Raw genomic sequence first — 21,637 nt, 5'->3', positions numbered from 1 at the left:
GCCGGGCCGAGTCTAGGACCCACCCACCCGGGACCGGCGACGTCTCAGGCGGAGACCTGCGGACGGCGGTCCGCCCAGGGCGCGGCCTGCTCGAGAGCCGCGGCGACGCGGACGAGCAGGTCCTCGCGGCCGAAGGCGGCCACCAGCTGCACGCCGACCGGCAGCCCGTCCGCCGTCCAGTGCAGCGGCAGGCTCACCGCCGGCTGGCCGGTCACGTTGAACTGGGCGGTGTAGGGCATGAAGCTCCCGACGCGGCGGCCCTCCTGCTCGGGGCCGGCCGCGGAGAACCAGCCCAGCTCCGGCGGAGGCGCCCCCACCGTCGGGGTGACCAGCAGGTCGAAGCCCCGGCCGTCCTGCTCCTCCGGCGTCCAGAACGCCGCCATCCGGCGCGCCCACGCCCCCAGCCGGGCCCGGGCCGCCAGGTAGTCGGCGGAGGACAGCCGCTGCCCCATGGCGCGGTACACGACGTTGCGGTGTTCCAACTCGTCGTCCCGCACCGGGCGGCCGAGGAGGCGCTCGTGCTCGGCCAGCTCGAGGGCGACGTCCGCGGCGATGGTGACGCCGAACGAGCGCATGAACTGGTCGTCGAACATGCCGTCGGGGGTGGCGGGCTCGACCGCGCAGCCGAGGTCCTCGAGCAGCTGCCCGGCGCGGTCGACGGCGGCCCGGCAGTCCGGCGACGGCTCGCCCGGCTCGACGTCCAGGAGGCCGACCCGCAGCCGGCCGACGGGGACGCCGAGCTCCTGCGCCAGGGGGCGGGCCAGCGGCGGGGCGACGTAGGGGTCGCCGGGCATGGGGACGCCGATCAGATCGAGGACGGCCGCGACGTCGCGGACCGTGCGGGTGACCACGCCGTCAGTCGTGGCGCCGGCCCAGCTCTCCCCCACCTCCGGGCCGTGGCTCACGCGACCACGGGTGGGCTTCAGCCCGACCAGCGCGCACTCGGACGACGGGATGCGGATCGATCCGCCGCCGTCGCTGGCGTGGGCGATCGGCACCATGCCCGCGGCGACCGCGGCGGCCGATCCACCGCTGGATCCGCCGGCGGAGTGCGCCGGGTTCCAGGGGTTGCGCGTGGGCCGGTGGGCGGCCGGCTCGGTGGTGATGGTGGTGCCGAACTCGGGCACGTTGGTGCGGCCGAGGGCGACGAACCCGGCGGCGCGGAACTGCCGGGCGAGGTGGCTGTCGGTCGGCCAGCGCACGTCGGCGTCGCGCAGGTAGGAGGTGCCGTAGTCGGTGCGCTCCCCCGCCACGTGGCAGCCGAGGTCCTTGAGCAGCATCGGCACGCCGCGGAACGGCCCGTCGGGCAGCTCGCCGGCCGCCTCCTTGCGGGCCGCGTCGAACCGGTCGCGGACGACGGCGTCCAGCCGCGGGTCCACCCGCTCGATGCGCTCGATCGCGGCGTCGACGAGCTCGGCGGGGCTCGCCTGGCCGGACCGCACGAGCTCGGCCTGCGCGGTCGCGTCCACCCACGTGGTGTCGGTCATGGGTGGGGACGCTAGCCCCGGGATCCGTGCTGGTCACCCCCTCGTGTCCGTGGCGGGCGGGCGGGTGCCGTGCCCTACGGTGCGCGCAGGGTGACGACGCGTCGGTGGCGTCCGTCGCTCGGTTCGGCGGGCGCTGGCCGCCGTCCTCCCGCGGATGAAGAGGGGCCATGTCCGGTCGTCGCGCAGCTCTCCTGCTGGTTCCGCTCCTCTTCCTGGGCGCCTGCTCCGGTTCCGACGGAGAGGACCGGGACGACGCATCGGAGGAGACGGCCCAGAGCAGCGTGGAGTTCGACGACTGCGACGTCGACGTGCCGGCGGGCGTGGACATGGAGTGCGGCACGCTCGAGGTCCCGGCCGACCGGGACGATCCCGACGCGGGCGAGATCGAGCTGGCCTTCGGCATCGTTCGGAGCCATGCCCCCGACCTGGCCGACGACCCCGTCGTCTACCTGTCCGGCGGGCCGGGCCAGAGCACGCTCGAGCTGGTGTCGCAGGGGTTCGCGCAGCTCTACGAGCCGCTCACCATGCACCGCGACCTCGTGCTCCTCGACCAGCGCGGCACCGGCCTGAGCGAACCGTCGCTGGCGTGCGACGAGTACAGCTCTTGGGCGCGCGACTCGCTCGGCTCCGATCTGCCCGACGAGGAGCTGGAAGCCCAGGCGGCGGGCGCGCTCGAGGAGTGCCACGCGCGCCTGGTCGACGACGGCGTCGACCTCGCCGACTACAACAGCGCAGCCTCCGCCGCCGATCTGGAGGACCTGCGGGTCGCCCTCGGCTACGACGAGTGGAACCTCTACGGGATCTCCTACGGCACCCGGCTGGCGCAGCAGGCCATGCGCGACCACCCCGACGGCATCCGGTCGGTGGTGCTCGACTCCGCCTATCCGGCAGAGGCGGATCTCTACGCGGAGACGCCCGGCAACGCCGAGCGCGCCATAGAGGCCCTGTTCGCCGCCTGCGCCGCCGACCCGGCCTGCGCGCAGCGCTACCCGGACCTGGGCCGGACGTTCCGGGACCTCGTGGCTCGGTTGAACGCCGCACCGGCGCCCGTGACCGTCGTGGACGCCAGCACCGGGGAGCGGGTGGACGACGACCTCGACGGGGACACCCTGGTGGGCGCGCTCTTCCAGTCCCTCTACTCCACCGAGCTGATCCCCCACCTGCCCGAGGTGATCACCGCCGCGGCCGCCGGCGAGTTCGGCTCGATCGGCCTGCTGCTCGGCACGCAGGTCGCCTCGCTGGACCTCGTCGCCGTCGGCCAGCAGCTCGCCGTGCAGTGCAACGAGGAGGTGCCGTTCGCGTCTCGCGAGGCGGTCGCCGCGGGTGCCGCGGAGCACCCGCTGGTGGAGGGGTTCTTCGAGACGGGGCCGACCTCGGGGACCGGCCTCTTCGAGGTCTGCGAGCTGTGGGATGCCGGGAAAGCCGACGCCGACGCGAATGAGCCGCTGACCAGCGACATCCCGACGCTGGTGCTGGCCGGTGACCTGGACCCGATCACGCCGCCGCGGTGGGGTGACCAGATCGCCGGGCAGCTGTCCGAGAGCGTCTTCGTGCAGTTCCCCTCCACCGGGCACGGCGCGCTGCCGAGCCGGGCGTGCGCGGTGGCGATCACCGGCGACTTCCTGGACGAGCCCGACCGCGAGCCGACGACGGACTGCGTCGACACCATCGAGGCGCCGCCCTTCACGCCGGAGCGCGTCGAGGTGGAGATGACGCCGTTCGAGAGCGACGAGCTGGGCTTGGCGGGGGTGCGACCGGAGGGCTGGATCGAGTCCTTCCCCGGGTTGTGGCAGGAGTCGCTCCTGTCCTCGCTCATCCAGCAGGTGGTGCCGGGCGTGACCGCCGAGGAGGTGCTGGCGACCGTCGCCGAGCAGCTCGGCACGGAGGAGCCGCTCGTGCCGGTCGGCGAGCTGACCACCAAGGCCGCGACGTGGCAGCTCTACCGGATCGTGGAGCTCGGACAGAGCGTGGACATGGCGCTCGCCGACGGCGAGGACGGCTTGATGCTGGTGCAGCTGACGACGAGCCCGAGTCGGGCGGACGTGCACCGGGAGCAGATCTTCCTGCCGGCGGTGCAGGCGATCGAGAGGCTGTCCTGACCTCCGCAGGCGCCCTGCAGATCACGACGGAGCCGCCGCGCTAGGCTCTGCGCGGACCTCTCGCAGGTCTCGCGGGTGTAGCTCAATGGTAGAGCCCCAGCCTTCCAAGCTGATTACGCGGGTTCGATTCCCGTCACCCGCTCCAATGCGGTGTCACGGAGCACCTTCACGGGTGTCCCGTGACACCGTCTTGGTTTGGGCGGGTTCGCGATGCCGCCATGAGTGTCGGCACCGCGGCGGATCAAAGCCCCACTGAACCCGGGGCGGGACAGTGTGTGACGACTACCACGTCATCGTCGATTCGGTCACCCGGCGGCCGCCTCTACGTGCAGGGCCCGCTGCGCACCAGGGGTCGGTTCGGGTCGCTCGGGGAGCCACCGTGGCGAGTCCCGAGCCGCACGCGCCTGCGACGACGAGCAGGCAACCGCCTCCACCACGAGACTGTGCGCAGTGACGACACCCGTACTGGAGGCCCAGTGTCCGAGTCGACGAATCCATCCTCAGTCCACAACCCCGAGCTCCTGGCCATCTACTGCAACGACCACCTCGCGGCCGCCCGCGGCGGCATCGAGCTGCTGAAGCGGATGATCGCCGAGCACCGAGACGGCCCCTATGCGCCGGACCTCGAGCGGCTGCTGGGCGAGCTGAAGGAGGAACGCCGCTTTCTGTCGAGCACGATGGCCACACTCGGGTTCCCCATCCGCCAGTACAAGCAGGTGGCGCTGTGGGTGGGCGAGAAGCTGTCGCGCCTGAAGCTCAACGGCGGGCTGCTCCACCGCTCACCGCTGTCGTCCCTCGTGGAGTTCGAGTTCCTGGCCTCTGCTGTGCGTGCCAAGCGCAGTGGCTTCGAGACCCTCCGTGTGGCAGCGGAGACGGACCACCGCCTGGACAAGGAGGAGCTCGACCGATTCATCGACCAGGCGGAACGGCAGCACGAGTGGCTGACCCACACCCGTAGGGAGGTCGCCGCCTCGGTCTTCGGCGGGCGACCCGAGGTCGCGGAGTAGGAGCCGCGCTGGCTCGGTAGTGCGGGTGGAGGGAACCGCCGCCCCCTCGACGTCTCGGCCGCACCACGGAACTGCCACCGGGTCGCCGCCTCCAGCAGTCACGCGATCGCAACAGTGGATCGGAGACGGCTGGGTAGAGGCGCACGGTCTGAAATGGGGGTGAGTGGTGTTCCTCGCAGCGGCGGTGATGCTGGTGCTTGCGGTCGGCGGCGCCGCCGTGGCTCTCCTCCTGCAGCGGTGGACCGCCGTCTCGGCCAGCCCACTGCCGAGCCTGCCGTTCCTCTCCGGTTGGCGCCCGCAGGAACATGCGCTGTCCCGTTTCCACGCTCGCTACTACCCGGTGACCCTGCTCTTCCTCGCCTTCGACGTCGAGATGCTCTACATGTACCCGTGGGCCACCGTCGTGGCTCAGGTCGGCGTCTCGGCCGTCGTGGAGATGTTCGTCTTCCTCGCCGTGCTCATGGCCGGGGTCGTGTGGGCCTGGCGCGAAGGTGCACTGCGGTGGGTCTGACGTCGGCGCTCGCCGCCGCCGCAACACGCCGTGTCGCGGTGCTGGTGGTCGAGACGCCGGGCTGGGGCCGGGCCCGGTGCGCCGTCGAGCGCGAGGTGCGCCGCCGCGGCTGGCGCGCGGCACTCTGCCCCGCCGACGCCGACGTGCTCGCCGTCTGCGGTCGCCCCGGGGAGCGGATGGCGGCGGCCGTCGACCTCGTCTGGGCACAGCTGCCGGGACCGCGTGCCCGCATCCACCTGCTCGATCCGAACGACGTCGCGCCCGCCCTCGACGATGCCGCCGCAGAACTCGCCGACGACGGCCGGCAGCGCGCCGATGCCGAGGAGCGACCGCACGATCCCCTGATGGGCCGCCCGGCCGTGGACGAGGACGGGCACGAGGACGCGGCCGCCGGCGAGGACGACGAGGACGACGAGGACGACGAAGACGACGACCACCTCGGCGGGAACGGCGACCACGGCGACATGGGCCACGCCGACATGGGCCACGGCGACATGGGCCACGGCGACATGGACATGCCGATGCCGGGCGGGATCCCGCTCGCCGGAGGTGGGGAGGACCGAGATGGGCTCGCCCTCGACGTGCTGCACGTCCCGCTCGGGCCGGTCATGCCGCACTGGCCGGCCGGCCTGCTACTCCACTGCACGCTCTCGGGCGACGTCGTCCAGGAGGCACGGGTCGAGGTGCTGGGTGCCCTCGAGCCGGCTCCGCCGGCCGCCGACCTGGTGCACGGCTCACCTGCCGACCGCTGCGACCGGGCGGCCACGCTGCTGGCGCTGTCCGGCTGGGAGGACGCGGCCACCGGCGCCGCCCGGCTGCGTGACGCGCTGCTGACCGATGCCGACCCGGCGGACTGCCGGCCGGTGCTGGACCGGCTGGCCCGGCGGGTGTCGCGCTCACGATCGCTGCGCTGGTCGCTCCGCGACCTGCCCGAGGTGCGGAACCACGTGCTCGTTCTCCTCGCGTCGGCCGCCGCGAGCATCGACGGCGTCCCGGCGCCCGTCTCGGCCACGCCCCTCACCGACCTCCCGGCCCGGCTGGCCGGGCGGGATCTGGCGGCGGTCCGGCTGCTGGTCGCAGCCGCCGGCCTGGACGTCGCCGCCGCGGCCCGGACCGGGGCGGTGGTCGCGTGAGCGTCGTCGAGGTCGCGGTCGGCTGGGTGCCGCTGGCCGCCGTCCTGCTGCTGGCCGTGGCGGCCGCGGCGGCGGCGCTGGACGGTGCGCTGGCCGCTCGCGCCGCCGGCCGGCCGTGGACGGCGGGTCTCCCGGTCCCCTGGCTGGAGACCGCGCGGCTGCTGCGCCAGCGCCGGCGGTCCACCGTGGCCGCCGACCGGCCGCTGGCCGCCACCGGGCGGATCGGGCTGCTGATCGCGGCGCTCCTGATGGTCGTCGTCGTACCGCTGGGCCCGTGGACCCTCGCGGACCTCTCCGTCGGCATCGTCTGGTTCAACGCCATGGACGTGCTGGTCTGGGCGTTCGTGTGGCTCGCCGGGTGGGGGCCCAACAGCGTGCACGCCCTCGTCGGCGGCTACCGGTTCCTCGCCCAGGCGCTGTCCTACGAGCTGCCGCTGATGTTCGCGCTGACGGCGCCGGCGGTAGCTGCGGGCAGCCTGCGGTTGGGGGACGTCGTCGCCGAGCAGCAGGGCCTGTGGTTCGTCGTCTGGATGCCGGTCGCCTTCGCCGTCTTCTGCGCGGGGGTGGCGGCCTTCTCGGTGTGGGGCCCCTTCGCCGCCGCGGCCGGCCCCGAGCTCGCCGGTGGGGTGCTCGCCGAGTCCTCGGGCATGGACCGGTGGCTCGTGCTCGCCGGGCGCTGGGCGCTGCTCGCCGCCGGCTCCGCGTTCGCGGCCACCGCCTTCCTCGGCGGCGGCCACGGTCCGCTGCTGCCCGCCTGGCTGTGGACGCTGGTCAAGACGGCGGCGGTGCTGGCGCTCCTCGTCCTGCTGCGCCGCCGGCTGCCCACGGTCCGCCCGGAGCGCCTGGTCACTCCCGCCTGGCTGGTCGTGCTGCCGCTGGTCCTGCTGCAGCTGCTCGTGGTCTCCGTCGTGGTCGTGGGGAGGGGCTGACGTGCTCGACGACGTCGTCTTCTGGGTGCTCGCGGCCGTGGCCGTCGCCGCGGGGATCGCGGTGTTCCGGGTGGACTCGATGGCCCGGGCCACCTACGCCCTCGCCGTCTCCTTCGTCGCCGTCGGACTGGCGCTGCTGCTGTTCGACCTGCCCTACCTGGGCGTGGTCGTCGTCCTCATGATGGTGATGGAGATGGCCATCATGGCCATCTACATGATCATGTTCATGGGGATGAACCCCGCGCTCATGCCGATGAGCATGGTGCACGGCAAGCGCGCGGCCCTCGCCGTCAGCTCGCTCACCTTCGGGCTGCTGGCCGCCGGCGCGCTCTTCGTCCCGTGGCCGTCCCGGCGGGCGGCCCCGGCCGGCGACCTGGTCACCTCGCTGGGGCAGGCGGTGATGGGTTCGAAGATGCTCGTGATGATGACCGTCAGCGCGGTCCTGTTCGCCACGATCGTCGCCGCCCTGGTCCTCGCTCTCCCGCGCGGTCGCTACGACCGGCTCGGCGAGGACCTCCAGGGCGACGACCTCCCGGGCGACGACCAGGAGCACCGCCGATGACCCTGCAGACGGTCCTCCTCGTCGCCGCCGCGCTGTTCGCGGTGGGCCTGTACGGCGCGATCTCCCAGCAGGTCGTCGTCATGGTGATGATGGGCCTGGAGCTCATGCTCAACGCGGTGATCCTGGCCGCCGGCGCCTTCTGGTGGTTCCTCTCCCCCACACCCGACGGCCAGGTCCTCCTGCTCGTCGTCATCACCGCGATGACCGTGGAGATGGCGATGGGCTTCGCCGTCGCCACACTGCTGCACCGCTCCCGCCAGTCCGACATGACCGACATGGCGACGGACCTCTCCCGGTGACGCCCGCCCTGCTCTGGACAGTGGTCGCCCTCCCGGCCGTCGTCGGAGCACTGCTGTGCCTCGTCGGACGTCGGGCCGACCGGATGGCGCCGGCGGTGGCGGTGGGAACCGCCGCCGCGGGCCTGGCGCTCGCGATCGTCGCGGCGGTGCTGCGTCCCGAGGCGGAGAGCCGCTTCCTGCCGGGGCTGCCGTTCGGCCTCGCGGTGGACCCGCTGGCGGCGGTGGTCCTCCCCGCGGTCGCGGCCGTGACGCTGCTGGTGCTGGTCTTCTCCGCGGCCGACGTCGAGGACGGCCGCGCCCGCTTCACCGGGCTGATGCTGCTCTTCGCCGCCGCCGTAGCGGTCACGGTCACCGCCACGACGCTGACCACCCTGCTGTTCGCCTGGGAGGTCATGGGCGCCACCTCCTACGCGCTCGTCGGCTTCTCCTGGCGCGACCGGGACAAGGTCGGCGCGGGGACCACCGCCTTCCTCACCACCCGCACCGCCGACCTCGGCCTGTACCTGGCCGCCGGGGCGGCGCTGGCCGGGGGCGGCGGGCTCGCGCTGGCCGACCTGCCGGCCGCGGCCGGCCCCTGGCGGGACGTCGTCGCCGCCGGCGTCCTCGTGGCCGCGCTCGGCAAGGCCGCCCAGCTGCCGTTCTCCTTCTGGCTGTCGCGCGCCATGGAGGGCCCGAGCCCGGTCAGCGCCCTGCTGCACTCCGCGGCCATGGTCGCCATGGGCGGCTACCTGCTGCTGCGCACCGCCCCGCTGCTGGAGTCGACCGGCTGGGCCGGACCGGTCACCGCGTGGGCCGGGGTGCTCACCGCCCTCACGCTCGGCGCCGTGGCGATCGCCCAGTCCGACCTCAAGCAGCTGCTCGCCGCCTCCACCGCGGCCCAGCTGGGGTTCGTCGTGCTCGCCGCCGGGGTGGGCTCGGTGTCCGGCGGCGCCGCCCACCTCGTCGCCCACGCCGCCACCAAGGCCGCGCTCTTCCTCGCCGCCGGCGCCTGGCTCTCCGCGCTCGGCACCAAACAGCTCACAGCGCTGCCCGGCGCCGCCCGCCGGTGGCCGGTCGTCGGCGCCTGCGCCGCGGTCGGCCTGCTCACGCTCGCCGGCATCCCGCCGCTGTCGCTGTGGGCCACCAAGGACGACGTCCTGGCGGTGGCCCGGGAGCAGTCCGTCGCGCTGTACGTCGCCGGTCTCGCCGCCGCCGGGATGTCGGCCGCCTACGCCGCGAAGGCGCTGTGGCAACTCCTGCGTCCGATACCTCCCGACGCCGACGCCGGCTACGACACCGAAGAGGTGGGGAACCGACGGATCCGAACCCCGCAGGTCGCACCGGTCGTGGTCCTCGCCGCCGGGGCCGCCGTGCTGGGCCTGCTCGTCTGGCCGCCGGCCGGGACGGAGCTGCGTGCGGCCCTCGGGGAGAGCGGCGCGCCACGGCCGCCCCTGCTCGACCTGGTCCTCTCCGCCACCGTCGCCCTCGCCGTCGTCGCCGCCGTGGCGCGGGTGGACCTGCCGGAGCCACGCTGGGCGGCCCGCTGGCTGGGGTTGGGCATCCTGACCGACCGGCTGGTCACCCGGCCGGTGCTGCGCCTGGCCGAGCTGCTGGCCCGGTTCGACGACCGGGTGCTCGACCGGGCCGTCCTGTCCACCGGGCGGGCGGCACTGGCGCCGGCCCGTGCGCTGGCCCGGTTCGACGACCGGATGCTGGACGGCGCGGTCGGCGGGCTCTCGGCCGGGACGCTCCGGGCCGCCCGCGGCGCCGCCGTGGCCGACACGGCCGGCGTCGACGGTGCTGCCGAAGGCGTGGCCGCGGTGACTCGCAGGCTCGGCGGTCTGGCCCGCCGGACGCAGACGGGGCAGCTCCACCAGTACTACGTCCTGGCCACGCTGGTGCTCGGCGCCGGCCTCGCCCTCCTGCTGCTCACGGGGTGACGGTGCTCAGCCTCATCGTGTTCCTGCCGCTGGCCGCGGCCGCCGTCCTGGCCCTGGTCCGGTTGCCCGACGGCGCCGCGCGCTGGGCGTGGCTCGCCCTGACCGTCGCCGACCTCGTGCTGGTCGGCGTCGCGGTCGCGGCCTACGAGACGCCACCCGACGGGGGGCTGGCCCTCGAGCAGCGGGCCCGCTGGATCCCCTCGGTCGGCAGCAGCTACCACGTCGGGGTCGACGGGCTCTCGCTGCCGCTGGTGGTGCTGACCGCGGTCCTGTTCGCCGCGTGCGCGGTCTACGCGCTGCGGGAGCAGCGGCGGCCGCGGGCGCAGGCCGCCCTGTTCCTGTTCCTGCAGTCCACCTGCCTGGGGCTGTTCGTCGCCCAGGACCTGATCCTGTTCTTCCTGTTCTTCGACCTGTCGATCGTCGGCATGTACTTCGCCATCGCCGGGTGGGGGCACGGCGACCGGGCGCGCTCGGCGCTGAAGTTCTTCCTCTACACGTTCCTCGGCAGCCTGGCGCTGCTCGTCGGGTTCATCGGGCTGTACCTGGCGGCCGATCCGCACACCTTCGACATCCCCGAACTCGTCGCCGCGGCTCCGCTGCAGGACAGCCCGGTCACGGGCGGCTGGGTCCTCGCCGCGCTGCTGCTCGGCCTGGCGGTGAAGACGCCGACCGTTCCCTTCCACACCTGGCTGCCGCCTGCACACACCGACGCCCCGGCGATCGGCTCGGCGATCCTCGCCGGTGTGCTGCTGAAGATGGGCACCTACGGGTTCGTCCGGATCGCGATGCCCGTGCTCCCCGACGCCTGGCAGGACTGGGCGTGGGTGCTCATCACCATCGGCGTCGTCTCAGCCCTGTACGGCGCGCTCGTCGCCCTCGCCCAGACCGACCTCAAGCGGATGATCGCCTACACCTCGGTCAACCACATGGGCTACGTCGTCCTCGCCGTCGGCGCCGCCGGTCTCGTGGGCTCGGGCGAGACCGCCCGTGAGCTGGCGGTGACCGGCGCGGTGACCCAGATGGTCAGCCACGGGCTGACCACCGGGGCCCTCTTCCTCCTCGCCGGGGTGTTGCACCAGCGCCGCGGCAGCTACGCGATGGACGAGTACGGCGGCCTGGCGGCACCCGCTCCCCGCTTCGCCGCCCTGTTCGCGGTCGGCGCGTTCGCCTCCCTCGGGCTGCCGGCCTTCAGCGGGTTCATCGCCGAGTTCCAGGTCTTCACCGGCAGCATCGGGGCCACCCCGGTCGCCGCCGTCGCACTCCTCGGCATCCTGCTCACCGCGGCCCTGTTCCTGCGGGCCGTGCAGCGGCTGCTCACCGGCCGGACGACCGGCCTCTCGGTCGGCTTCCCCGACCTGCACCTCCGCGAGACAGTCGCCGCCGGAGGCCTGCTGGCGCTGTCCCTGCTCGTCGGCATCGTCCCGTGGCCGTTGCTCGACCTCATCGCGCCGGCCGCCGAGTCGGTGGTCGACCTGGTCAGCCGGTAGGGGCCGGCGATGCACCCCGCCATGGGCAAGGACCCCCTGGCCCTCCTCCCCGAGATCTGCCTGCTCGTCGGCGCGGTCACCACGCTGCTCGCCGGCTCGTTCCTGGCCCGCGACCGGCAGTGGCTCACCCGGCTGGTCGCGCTCGCCGCACTGCTGGCTTCCGGGGTCGCCGCCGCCGCCGCTCTCACCGGCGACCCGCTGACGGTCTACGGAACGACGTTCGCCGTCGACACCGCCACCGGCGTCGCCCGGCTGGTCGTCGTCGGCTCCACGCTGCTGGTGATCGCCCTCGGCACCGAGGAGGTCCGGGGCAGGCCGCGGGAGAGCGAGACGTACGCGCTGCTGCTGCTCTCCTCGCTCGGCGCCACCGTGATGGCCGCGGCCAGCGACCTGCTCGTGCTGGCGGTGAGTTTCCTTCTCGCCAGCATCCCGCTCTACGGGCTGATCGGGATGACCCGCGGCCCCCGGGCCGCCGAGGCGGCGCTGAAGGCCTACCTGCTGGGCGCGCTGCTCAACATCCTGCTCCTGCTCGGCTCGGTCGTGCTCTACGGCGTCGGCGGCGCCACCGCCTACGCCGACCTGCGCGCCGGGCTGGCCGGCGCACCGGCCGCTGCCGTGGCGATCGGCCTGCTCGGGGTGCTCGCCGGGCTGCTGTTCAAGGCCGGCGGGGTCCCGGGGCACTTCTGGGTGCCCGACGCCGCCCAGGGAGCCGGGGTCACCGCCGCCGCGTTCCTCACCACCGTGCCCAAGATCGGTGCCCTCGTGGCCGCCTACCGGCTGGTGTCGGTGCTGCCCGACTCGGTGTCCTGGCCGCTGCTCGTCGCCGTACTGGCCGCGCTGACCATGACCCTGGGCAACCTCGCGGCCTTCGCCCAGGACGACGTCCGCCGGCTGCTCGGCTGGTCGACGGTGAGCCAGGTCGGCTACCTCCTCATGCCGGTCGCAGTCGCCGGCACCTCCTCCGACGCGCTGCCGGCCCTGCTGGTGTACCTCGCCGCCTACGCGGTCACGAACCTCGCCGCGTTCGCCGTCGTGGCCGCCGTCCCCGAGCGGCGCTCGGTCGCCGACGCCCGCGGGCTGGCTGCGTCGGCACCGGTGCTGGGTGGCGCGCTGCTCGTGGCCCTGCTGAGCCTGGTCGGCACCCCGCCGACGGCGGTGTTCCTCGGGAAGCTGAGCGTCTTCACGGCCACCTGGGAGGGCGGGATGGCCTGGCTGGTCGTCGTCGCCGCGGCCAACACCGTGGCCAGCCTCTTCTACTACCTGCGCTGGATCGCGCCGGCCTACCGGCCCGGGGAACGCACAGGCGGCCCGGAGCCGCACCGGCCGCTCGCGACGGTGACCGCGGTCGTCGCGGCGCTCTCCGTCCTCGTCCTCCTCCCGGCGCTGTCGGGACTGCTTCCCGCCGTCCAGGATGCGGTGGTGGCCCGGTGAGCCCTCGTACCCGCGGGCCGGCGGCCGCCGTGCTGGCGCGGCTGCGCAGCGCGCTCTGGCCGATCCCCGTCCTCGGGGTCGTCATCGCGATCGGCCTGGGGATCGGGATGCCGGCGTTGGACTCGGCGCTCGAGGGGGGCAACGGCGAGCACCCGCTCACCTTCGCCTTCGGTGGCGGTCCCTCGGCCGCGCGGGACCTGCTCGCCGCCATCGCCGGCTCCCTCATCTCGGTGACCGGCCTGACCTTCTCCCTCACCATCGTCGCCCTTCAGCTGGGCAGCAGCCAGTACTCACCCCGGCTGCTGCAGACCTTCGTCACCGACCGGGTCGTCCAGCTCACCCTCGCCCAGCTCGTGGCGACCTTCGTCTACGCGCTGACCGTGCTGCGTACCGTCCGCACCGAGGACGCGGCCGTCGGGTCCGATGCCGTGGTGCCTCGACTGTCGATCACGGTCGGGTACCTGATGACCCTCGGCAGCGTCGTGGCCCTGCTGCTGTTCCTGGGACACCTCGCCCGGTCCTTGCGCGTGGAGACGATGCTGCGCGACGTCCACGACGAGGCCAGCCGGACGATCGACCGGGAGCTACCCGGAGCCGGGAGCCCCCCGGAGCCGCCCCCGGAGGTCCCCGTGGGAGCCGGGCGGCCTGTGGTCGCCGCCTCCAGCGGGTTCCTCGTGGATGTCGACGAAGCCGCGCTCGTCGCCGCCGCCCGCCGGTACGGCGTCCTCGTGCGGCTCGCCGTCCGCATCGGCGACTCCGTGGTCGCCGGCACCCCCGTGGCCCACGTGTGGCCCCTGCCCGAGCAGGGTGCGGCCGACCTCGACGAGGTGGCCGGCGCCCTGGCCGACGGGCTGCGGCTGGGATTCGAGCGCTCCCCCGAGCGCGACGTCGCCTACAGCCTGCGCAAGGTCGTCGACATCGCCGCGCGCGCCCTGTCCCCCGGCATCAACGACCCGACGACCGCCGTGCACGCGCTGTCCCACGCCTCGGCGATCCTCGGGGACCTCGTCGAGCGACCGCTGACGGCGGTCGCGCACTCCCACGACGACGGCGTCGTGCGCCTGGTGGTGCCGCAGTGGACCGCGGCGGCTCTGCTCGAGCTGGTCGTGGAGGAACCGCTGCAGTTCGCCGACGGCCAGCCCGCCGTGCTGCGCCGGCTGGCGGCTCTCCTGCGTGAGGTCGCCTGGCGGGCGCCACGCGGGCTGCTCGACGACGCACTGCACCGCCACCTGTCCGACCTCACCGCCCTGGCCGGTGAGACGACCCGCGTGCCCCCAGCGGAGCTGTCGGCCTGGGAGACGCGCCTCGACCGGGCCCTGGCCGGCCTGTGGCCGTCGGACGGGCCGGGGGCGGGAGGGGTGTGACGGAGGTACCCGCGACCTCCGGTCCCGCCGCCGAGCACGGAGCCCGGCGCCGGTTCGGGTTCCGGGCGCTGCTCGGTCTCGTCGCCGTCCTGGTCGGGGCCGTCCCGTTCCTGGTGCTCCTGCTCCTCGTGACCCGGGGCTGGACGCCTCTGGCCGGCGCCGACCAGGGCATCGCCGACGAGTTGAACCGCGTGGTGCGTGACTCCCCGGCGGTGCTGTCGGCGTTGCGGTTGGTCACCGACCTGGGTGGGACGGGGACGGCGGTCTGGCTGCTCACCCTCGCCACGGTCGTGCTGCTGGTCCGCCGCCGGCGCCGGCTGGCTCTCTTCACGACCGTGACCGGCCTGGGGCTGGCCGTGCTCGTACCGGTCACCAAGGCCCTGGTGGACCGGGTGCGCCCGGTGGTGGAGGTGCCCGTCGCTGCGACGCCAGCGAACGCGAGCTTCCCCAGCGGTCACGCCACGACGGCCCTGGTCACCTTCGGCACGCTGACCCTCCTCACCCTGCCGGTCGTCGATCGCCGGTGGCGGCCCTGGCTCCTCGCGGCGGCCTCGCTCGTGGCGGGAGCCGTGGGGATCACCCGGCTCGCCCTGGGGGTGCACTTCCTGTCCGACGTCCTGGCCGGGTGGGCGATGGGCGCCGGCTGGCTGGCCACGACGACACTGGCTTTCCGCGCGTGGCAGCACGACCGTGGCGTAGCTCCCCGGGAGCCGCTCGACCCGCTGGAGGTCCCGCCGTCCCCGGTCTTCGCGGCGGACCGGTGGTTGCCCGACGGAGTGGCCACCGCGCGGCGGATGGCGCTGGCGGCGGCCGCCGCCTGGGCGGCGGCGACCGCGCTGGGGTTGCTGGTGACCGCGGTGGCATCGGGCACCTGGCTGGGCCGGTGGGACCGTGCGGTGCCCGCCGGGTTGGTCGAGCTGCGCACCCCGCTGCGGACCTCCGTCGCGGAGGCCGTGGGCGACCTGGCCGGCACCCGCGCCATCGTGGCGGTGTCGGTGACCACCGCCGTGCTGGCTGTTGCGCTCACCCGCCGCCGGCGACCTGCGCTGTTCGTCGTCGTCGCTACCGTCGGGGAGGTGCTGCTGTACGCGGCCGTCACCGCCGTCGTCGACCGGGCACGCCCGTCGGTCGCCGACCTCACCGACGGGCTCCCGGTCGAGGCGAGCTGGCCCTCCGGGCACGTCGCAGCCGCGACCGTCGTGTACGGGGCGGCCGCCGTGCTGCTCGTCTCCGGCCGGGGTCACCGGTGGCGCGTGCTGTTCGGCGTGCCGGCCGCGGTGGTGCTCGCCGTCGGCTTCTCGCGGATGTACGTCGCGGCGCACCACCCCACGGACGTACTCGCCGGCCTGCTGCTCGGCGCGGCGTGGCTGGCTGCCTACACTCGCCTGCTGCTGCGGCCGGGCGAGCATCCGCCGACGCCGGACCGATGACCGAGCCGACCGTGGTGCTCCCGCTCAGAGGACCGCCCTGCCCTCCAGCACCACGCGGACCACCGCGTACTGCAGCTGCTGGGTCGCCGTCGCCTGACGCAGGTACGCGGGGAGCTGTCCGACGTGCAGCCGGCGAACCGCCTCTACCGCCCATTCCTCCGCCTGCGCCGCCGTATCGGCCGCGCGGTGGCACAGGGACAGTGCCGTCGCGAGATCGTCCCGGGGGTGCCCGGCTCCGCGGCCGGACCGGCGGCGGGACCGGTCATCCATGTCCGGCCACGCCACGCTCGGCGAGGGCGTCGGGGAGATCGACCGCGCTCATGACCGGAACTGCTGGATCTTGTCGCGCGCGACACTGGCCAGGGTGGAGAGCCGGTGTGGCTGGCCGCGCAAGAACGCCTCCGCGAAGTGCTTGGCCTGCTCGTACTGGATCTTCCCCGGCATCGGCGGCTCGTTCGGATTGACCGAGACGTCCAGCAGGGCCGGTCCGTCGTGGGCCAGGAACTCCCGCACGGCCTCCCGCAGCCGTCCCGGATCCGTCACCTTCTCGCCGTGCGCACCGCACGTGCGGGCCCACGCGGAGAAGTCGGGCTCGGGGTCGGGGTAGCGGACGGCGAACTCCGGGTCACCCAGGATGATCTGCTCCCACAGGATCTGGCCGAGCGAGTTGTTGTTGTTGACCACCATCTTGATCGGCAGCCGGTTGCGGGTGGCCGTCAGCAAGTCGGCCATCAGCATGGCGAAGCCGCCGTCCCCGACGAAGCCGATCACCTGGCGGCCGGGGAATGCGTGCTGCATCGCGATGGCGTACGGCAGACCGGGGGCCATCGTCGCCAGGTTGCCCGACAGGTAGAACTCGCGGCCGCCGCGGATGGTCCAGTGCCGGGCCGCCCAGGTCGCGATCGTGCCGGAATCGCAGGTCAGGATCGCGTCGTTGCTCGCCAGCTCGTCGATGGTGTGCATCAGGTACTGCGGCGCGATGGGGCTGCGGTCGGGCGTCTCCAGGGCGGCCATGTTCTCCCGCCAGCTGGCCATCCCCTTCTGCGCCGACTCGAGGAACGAGCGGTCCTCCTCGCGGCTCACCATGCCCAGCAGCGCTGCGGCGGCCTCCTTGGCGTCGCCGACGACGGGCGCCTCGGTCGGCATCCGGGAGCCGATCCGGCCGGAGTCGAGGTCGACGTGCACGGTTCGGACGCCTCGGTCGGTGGGCAGGTACTTCGTGTAGGGGTAGTTGGTGCCCAGCATCAGCAGGGTGTCGCAGCCGTCCATGACGTCCTCCGACGGGCCGGTGCCGAGCAGCCCCAGACCCCCGGTGGTGAACGGCGAGTCGTCGGGGACGACGGCCTTGCCCGGCAGCGACTTCACGATCGGCGCCGCGAGGGCGTCGGCCAGAGCCAACACCTCGTCCCGGGCGTGCAGCGCGCCGGCACCGACGAGCATCGCGACCTTGCTGCCGGCGTCCAGCACCGCCGCGGCCCGCTGCAGGTCCTCGCTCCGCGGCGTGGTCGGCGCAGGGTGGTACACGGGAAGGGTGACGGCCGGCTCGCCGGGGCTGGGGCTCGCGTAGGGCGACTCGACCTCGGCGATCTGGATGTCGTTGGGCACGCTGATGTGCGCCACACCCCGCTTCGACAGCGCGTTGCGCACGGCGAGGTCGACCGCGGCCGGCAGCTGTGCCGGGTTGCTGATCAGGATGTTGTAGGCCTGCGCGACGTCCATGAACGGACGGGTGAGGTCGACCTCCTGCTGGTAGGCGGTGCCCATCACCGAAGTCTCCTGCGAGCCGGTGATCGCCAGGACCGGCGTGTAGTCCAGCTTCGCGTCGTACAGGCCGTTCATCAGGTGGATGCCGCCCGGACCGCTGGTCGACAGACAGACGCCCAGCTTCCCGGTGGCCTTGGCGTAGCCGCAGGCCATGAAGGCCGCAGCCTCCTCGTGGTGGACGAGCAGGAAGCGGATCTCGTCGGCGTGCCGGCGGAAGCCCTCCATGATCCCGTTGATGCCGTCGCCGGGAAGACCGAAGACGGTGTCCACCCCCCAGGCGATCAGGCGCTTGACCAGCGACTCGCCGACGGTCTCCTTCACGTGCACCTCCGGAGCGAACGCGGGCACGGCGCCGGGGCTGGGCGCGGACGCCGGGAACCCGCCCCGACGTTGCCTGGCGCAACGGTTTCCGGGACTCCCGTGGACCAAACCCGACCATGGAGGCCCCGAGGGGAGCGATCGTTGCCTCGCAGGACCTCGTCGATCCCCCTGTCCCCGGCCGGTCCGGCGGCGAGATGGGGAAGCCGATCAGTTCACGCTGATCCGACTGGTCCGGCCGCCGCCTGGTCCTGCTCGGCGGCGTACCGGTCGCGGCCGACGCGCCGGACCCTGCCCTCCTCCTGTGCCTCCCGCAGCGCCAGCCGCAGCTGGCCGGGCCCCCACCAGCGGGCGCCGACGGCCTCGGCGAGCGCCTTCTGGGTGAGCGTCCCTCGCTGCCGGAGCACCGCCTCCACTGCGGCGATGTGCCGGTCCAGCGACCGCTCGTCCCGGCCCGGGGTCGTGATCGTCATCCGGGGCGAGTAGAGCGACTGCCCTGGGCCGGGCCGGTAGCGGCGCAGGCCACGACGTTCCCGCTGCTCCCGGCCCACCACCCGCGCCCGGATGCGGTCGGCTGCCTCCCGGTCCCGGCGGCGCGCGGCCGGATCCTCGGCGTCGCGCGCCCCGACGTCGTCCTGGGCGTCGTCGTCGCCGTCGTCGCCGCCGTCGCCGTCCTGGGCGTGCTCGGCCGTCAGCGGCATCGCGATCGACTCCAGGGAGGCGTTCTCCGCCTTGACCCCGAAGACGATCTCGGCCAGCCCACCGAGGGCCATGACGGCCGCCGCGATGAAGAAGCCGGTCATCAGTGCGCCGGCGTCGCCGCTCTCGATCAGCCGGCCGAACAGCAGCGGGCCGACGATCCCCCCGATCCCGGTGCCGACGGCGTAGAAGAACGCGATCGCCAGCGCACGCGTCTCCATCGGGAAGATCTCGCTCACGGTCAGGTACGCAGCCGAGGCCCCGGACGACGCGAGGAAGAAGGTCAGCCCGAGCAGCAGGATGAACGTCCAGGAGTTGAGCCCGGTGAACAGGACGGCCGTGACGACCGCCATCACGGCGGAACCCAGGTAGGCCAGGCTGATCATGGGCTTGCGCCCGACCGTGTCGAACAGCCGGCCGAGCAGCACCGGCCCGAGGAAGTTGCCCACCGCGTAGACGATCAGGAAGACCGGTACGAAACCCGAGGCCACCCCGAAGTACGTCGACATCAGCGTGCCCAGGTTGAACGTGAAGCCGTTGTAGAGGAACGCCTGGCCGACGAAGAGCGCCAGGCCCAGCACCGCGCGCTTGGGGTACCGCGTGAAGGCCACCTTGGCGATCTCCCGGAACGGGATCACGTGCCGCTGACGGATCTTCAGGGTGTCGTGCGGCTCCTCCAGGTCCTCTCCGGTCTCCTCGCGCACCTCCCGCTCGATGGCCTCGACGGTGCGGTTCGCCTCGTCCTCCTGGCCGTGGATGAACAGCCATCGCGGGCTCTCCGGCACGTGCCGCCGGACGACGAGGATGACGAGGCCCAGCACGGCACCCATGACGAACGAGATCCGCCAGCCGACGCTCGGACCGAGGAGGTCCTCGTCGAGGAGCAGCAGCGAGGCGCCCGAGCCGAACGCGGCACCCAGCCAGTAGGAGCCGTTGATCAGCAGGTCGACCCGCCCGCGCAGCCGGGAGGGGATCAGCTCGTCGATCGCGGAGTTGATGGCGGCGTACTCCCCGCCGATGCCTGCGCCGGTGAAGAAGCGGCAGACGTAGAAGAACCACGGGGTCCACGCGAACGCGGTCAGCACGGTGGCCGTGATGTAGACACCGAGCGTGAGCAGGAACAGCTTCTTGCGGCCGAATCGGTCGGTCAGCTGACCGAACAGCAACGCGCCGGTGCAGGCCCCGACGATGTAGATGGAGGCTGCCAGGCCGATCTGGCTGGCGGTGATCTCGATCCCGCTCCCGGCCTCCACCATCCGTGCGGCGATGCTGCCGACGATGGTCACCTCGAGCCCATCGAGGATCCAGACCGTGCCCAGGCCGATGATCACCAGGCGGTGGAACCTGGAGAACGGGAGTCGGTCCAGCCGGGCGGGCACATCGGTCTCGATGGTCTGCAGTTGCTCGTCGCGCTGGGCCCGGGCCACGTGCCCCCCTGGTGTCCGCCGGAGCGTCTCCGCACAGCGGCGCCGGGGCTGGGCGCCGGCGGCCGGAGCCACGCCCGGTCGCCAGAGGCATCCTGCGTGTGGCCAGGGGTCTACGCAAAGCGGAGATGTCCCGAGCCAGCCGCGAGGAACACCGCCGGCCCGCGCGTGTGGGCGCCCGCGGACGTGGGCACCCCTCGCTCCCGTCGAGCACAGCGGCGGACCGAGGGGTGTGCCCCCGGCGGAAGGAGCCGAGGCCCATGACGGGCTCGGAACGACAGCGACTCGAGGACATCGAGTCAGCGCTCAGGACGGAGTCCCCCGATCTCGCCCGGCTGCTCGCCGGGACCGGAGCGCCCCCGGCGACGCGGGAATCGCGCCGGTGGCGATGGTCGGTGGCGATCGCTGCGGTGTCCGCGCTGGCGTTGCTCGGGGCGGCCGCGCTCGCCCACTCCGCAGTGCTCGGGGTCGCCGGGCTGGTCCCCCCGCTGACCGTCGCCGTCCTGGTGACCGGGGAGCGACGCTGGGGGCGCCGCCGCTGATGCGTCATCTCGGCGCAGCGGGCCGGGGCGGGCAGCCGACCACGGACGTGACGGTGCGCTCACCGGGATCCATCAGGCTGGACGAGCGGAGCGATTCTTGACGACGTGGCCGCTGGGCCCCAGCGTGTTCGCCCTCGGGGCCATGGCGCTGGTCATCGTGGTGGCCGGCGTCCGGCTGACCCGCACCGCCGACATCCTGGCCGAGCGGACCGGCCTCGGTGATGCGCTGGGCGGAGCGCTGCTCCTCGGCGCCGTGACATCGCTGCCCGGCAACGTCACCGTGCTGACCGGAGCGCTGGAGGGGGATGCGGGTTTCGCGCTCTCGAACCCGGTCGGTGGCATCGCCCTGCAGACCGTCTGGCTGGCCATCGCCGATCTCCTCTACCGGCGAGGCAACATCGAGCGCGCGGCCGCGAGCCTGCAGAACGTGCTGCAGGCGGTGATCCTGCTCGCCCTGCTCGCGATCCCGGTCATCGGCTACGCCACTCCGGCCTTGACACTCGGCTGGATACACCCGCTGACGGTGCTCATCCCGGTCTTCTACGGCTACGGGCTGGTGCTGCTCCGCCGCATGCAGCGGGAACCGATGTGGCAGCCGACCCGTACGGCCGACACCGAGGAGCGCCAGGACGACCCTGCGGACGAGGGCGGGAGCGGCCCCACGACTCGCCGGCTGTGGGCCTCACTGGCCGTCCTCGGTCTGGGAACGGGCGTCGCTGGATGGGTGGTCGGTCGAGCCGGACTCGGTGTGGTTGCGGGAACCGGGCTGGACAGCGGGCTGGTCGGATTCACCCTGACCACCGCGATCAGCTCGCTGCCCGAGCTCGTCGTCCTGCTCACGGCCGTACGGATGGGGCAGCTGACCCTGGGCGTGGGGAACATCATCGGGGGGAACGTCTACGACGTCCTCATGATCGCCATCGCCGACGTCGCGTACCTCGATGGCCCCCTGTACCGCGACGCCGGCCCGACCAGCCTGGTGCTGCTCGGTGGAACCATGCTGATGACCGCGGTCCTGGCCGGTGGCCTGCTCATGCGTGACCGGAAGTGGATCGGTTTCGAGGGTGTCTCGATCTTCCTCATCTACGGCGGCACCGTCGCCCTCCTGTTCGTGGGCGGCTGACGCTGGAGCCGGACGGATTCATGACTTCGGCGGCCCTGGAGGCGGACGTTGCGATCCGATGACGTCCGCTTCGCTGCGGCACCAGGGGGTAGGCGTACCGCGGCCAAGC

Annotated in this window: 18 protein-coding genes and 1 tRNA gene; 15 read left to right on the top strand and 4 right to left on the bottom strand. The window is 73.4% G+C overall.

Annotation, left to right across the window (positions count from 1 at the left end):
- Positions 1-44: 44 nt before the first annotated feature.
- Entirely contained in the window at positions 45-1,487 is a 1,443-nt protein-coding gene (locus DQ239_RS08065; RefSeq protein WP_113833895.1) for an amidase, read from the bottom strand.
- 167 nt (positions 1,488-1,654) lie between these two features.
- Between DQ239_RS08065 and DQ239_RS08060 the strand changes: the two genes are divergently transcribed.
- From DQ239_RS08060 to DQ239_RS08000, 13 genes are all read left to right on the top strand, one after another.
- Positions 1,655-3,586 carry an alpha/beta fold hydrolase gene (locus DQ239_RS08060; RefSeq protein WP_113833894.1) on the top strand — a complete coding sequence of 644 codons (1,932 nt, stop codon included), beginning with the start codon at positions 1,655-1,657 and terminating at the stop codon, positions 3,584-3,586.
- A gap of 71 nt (positions 3,587-3,657) precedes the next feature.
- Positions 3,658-3,731, top strand: a tRNA-Gly gene (locus DQ239_RS08055).
- Between the two features lie 331 nt (positions 3,732-4,062).
- Positions 4,063-4,593 (top strand): hypothetical protein, encoded by a 531-nt coding sequence (locus DQ239_RS08050; protein ID WP_113833893.1) that lies wholly within the window; start codon positions 4,063-4,065, stop codon positions 4,591-4,593.
- 166 nt (positions 4,594-4,759) lie between these two features.
- Complete coding sequence (locus DQ239_RS08045) at positions 4,760-5,104, top strand: NADH-quinone oxidoreductase subunit A (RefSeq protein WP_233488914.1); 345 nt, start codon at positions 4,760-4,762, stop codon at positions 5,102-5,104.
- Complete coding sequence (locus tag DQ239_RS08040) at positions 5,095-6,237, top strand: hypothetical protein (protein ID WP_113833892.1); 1,143 nt, start codon at positions 5,095-5,097, stop codon at positions 6,235-6,237. Before DQ239_RS08045 ends, DQ239_RS08040 begins: the two co-directional genes overlap by 10 nt.
- Positions 6,234-7,166, top strand: coding sequence for an NADH-quinone oxidoreductase subunit H (locus tag DQ239_RS08035; protein WP_113833891.1), 933 nt, complete (start codon positions 6,234-6,236; stop codon positions 7,164-7,166). The genes DQ239_RS08040 and DQ239_RS08035 overlap by 4 nt, the downstream gene beginning before the upstream one ends.
- Position 7,167: 1 nt before the next feature.
- Complete coding sequence (locus DQ239_RS08030) at positions 7,168-7,728, top strand: NADH-quinone oxidoreductase subunit J (RefSeq protein WP_113833890.1); 561 nt, start codon at positions 7,168-7,170, stop codon at positions 7,726-7,728.
- Positions 7,725-8,027: an NADH-quinone oxidoreductase subunit NuoK gene (gene nuoK / locus DQ239_RS08025; RefSeq protein WP_113833889.1), complete on the top strand. Its 303-nt coding sequence runs from the start codon at positions 7,725-7,727 to the stop codon at positions 8,025-8,027. Before DQ239_RS08030 ends, nuoK begins: the two co-directional genes overlap by 4 nt.
- Positions 8,024-9,946, top strand: coding sequence for a proton-conducting transporter membrane subunit (locus DQ239_RS08020; RefSeq protein WP_233488912.1), 1,923 nt, complete (start codon positions 8,024-8,026; stop codon positions 9,944-9,946). The genes nuoK and DQ239_RS08020 overlap by 4 nt, the downstream gene beginning before the upstream one ends.
- Positions 9,943-11,433, top strand: a complete 1,491-nt coding sequence (locus tag DQ239_RS08015; protein WP_233488910.1) for an NADH-quinone oxidoreductase subunit M — start codon at positions 9,943-9,945, stop codon at positions 11,431-11,433. The genes DQ239_RS08020 and DQ239_RS08015 overlap by 4 nt, the downstream gene beginning before the upstream one ends.
- Positions 11,434-11,454: 21 nt before the next feature.
- Positions 11,455-12,864: a proton-conducting transporter membrane subunit gene (locus DQ239_RS08010; RefSeq protein WP_113834045.1), complete on the top strand. Its 1,410-nt coding sequence runs from the start codon at positions 11,455-11,457 to the stop codon at positions 12,862-12,864.
- Positions 12,861-14,228, top strand: coding sequence for a DUF2254 domain-containing protein (locus DQ239_RS08005; protein WP_113833887.1), 1,368 nt, complete (start codon positions 12,861-12,863; stop codon positions 14,226-14,228). The genes DQ239_RS08010 and DQ239_RS08005 overlap by 4 nt, the downstream gene beginning before the upstream one ends.
- A complete protein-coding gene (locus DQ239_RS08000) occupies positions 14,225-15,658 on the top strand; it encodes a phosphatase PAP2 family protein (RefSeq protein ID WP_147252040.1) in 1,434 nt (477 codons plus the stop codon). The genes DQ239_RS08005 and DQ239_RS08000 overlap by 4 nt, the downstream gene beginning before the upstream one ends.
- Before the next feature lie 24 nt (positions 15,659-15,682).
- Here DQ239_RS08000 and DQ239_RS07995 read toward each other — a convergent pair whose 3' ends face one another.
- The 3 genes from DQ239_RS07995 to DQ239_RS07985 form a co-directional block, all read right to left on the bottom strand.
- A complete protein-coding gene (locus DQ239_RS07995; RefSeq protein ID WP_147252038.1) occupies positions 15,683-15,928 on the bottom strand; it encodes a hypothetical protein in 246 nt (81 codons plus the stop codon).
- Between the two features lie 48 nt (positions 15,929-15,976).
- Positions 15,977-17,770, bottom strand: a complete 1,794-nt coding sequence (locus DQ239_RS07990) for a thiamine pyrophosphate-dependent enzyme (RefSeq protein ID WP_199582768.1) — start codon at positions 17,768-17,770, stop codon at positions 15,977-15,979.
- 185 nt (positions 17,771-17,955) lie between these two features.
- Positions 17,956-19,866 carry an MFS transporter gene (locus tag DQ239_RS07985; protein ID WP_199582766.1) on the bottom strand — a complete coding sequence of 637 codons (1,911 nt, stop codon included), beginning with the start codon at positions 19,864-19,866 and terminating at the stop codon, positions 17,956-17,958.
- Between the two features lie 257 nt (positions 19,867-20,123).
- Here DQ239_RS07985 and DQ239_RS07980 point away from each other — a divergent pair, with 257 nt between their 5' ends.
- Together DQ239_RS07980 and DQ239_RS07975 are read left to right on the top strand one after the other, a co-directional pair.
- Positions 20,124-20,405: a DUF3040 domain-containing protein gene (locus DQ239_RS07980; protein ID WP_158544800.1), complete on the top strand. Its 282-nt coding sequence runs from the start codon at positions 20,124-20,126 to the stop codon at positions 20,403-20,405.
- 97 nt (positions 20,406-20,502) lie between these two features.
- On the top strand, positions 20,503-21,528 hold the full coding sequence (locus DQ239_RS07975; protein ID WP_233488908.1) for a sodium:calcium symporter: 1,026 nt from the start codon (positions 20,503-20,505) through the stop codon (positions 21,526-21,528).
- The last annotated feature ends 109 nt before the right edge of the window (positions 21,529-21,637 follow it).

The sequence above is a fragment of the Blastococcus sp. TF02-09 genome (assembly GCF_003319105.1).
Lineage (GTDB): Bacteria > Actinomycetota > Actinomycetes > Mycobacteriales > Geodermatophilaceae > Blastococcus.
This window is presented reverse-complemented; position numbering and strand designations above follow the sequence as displayed.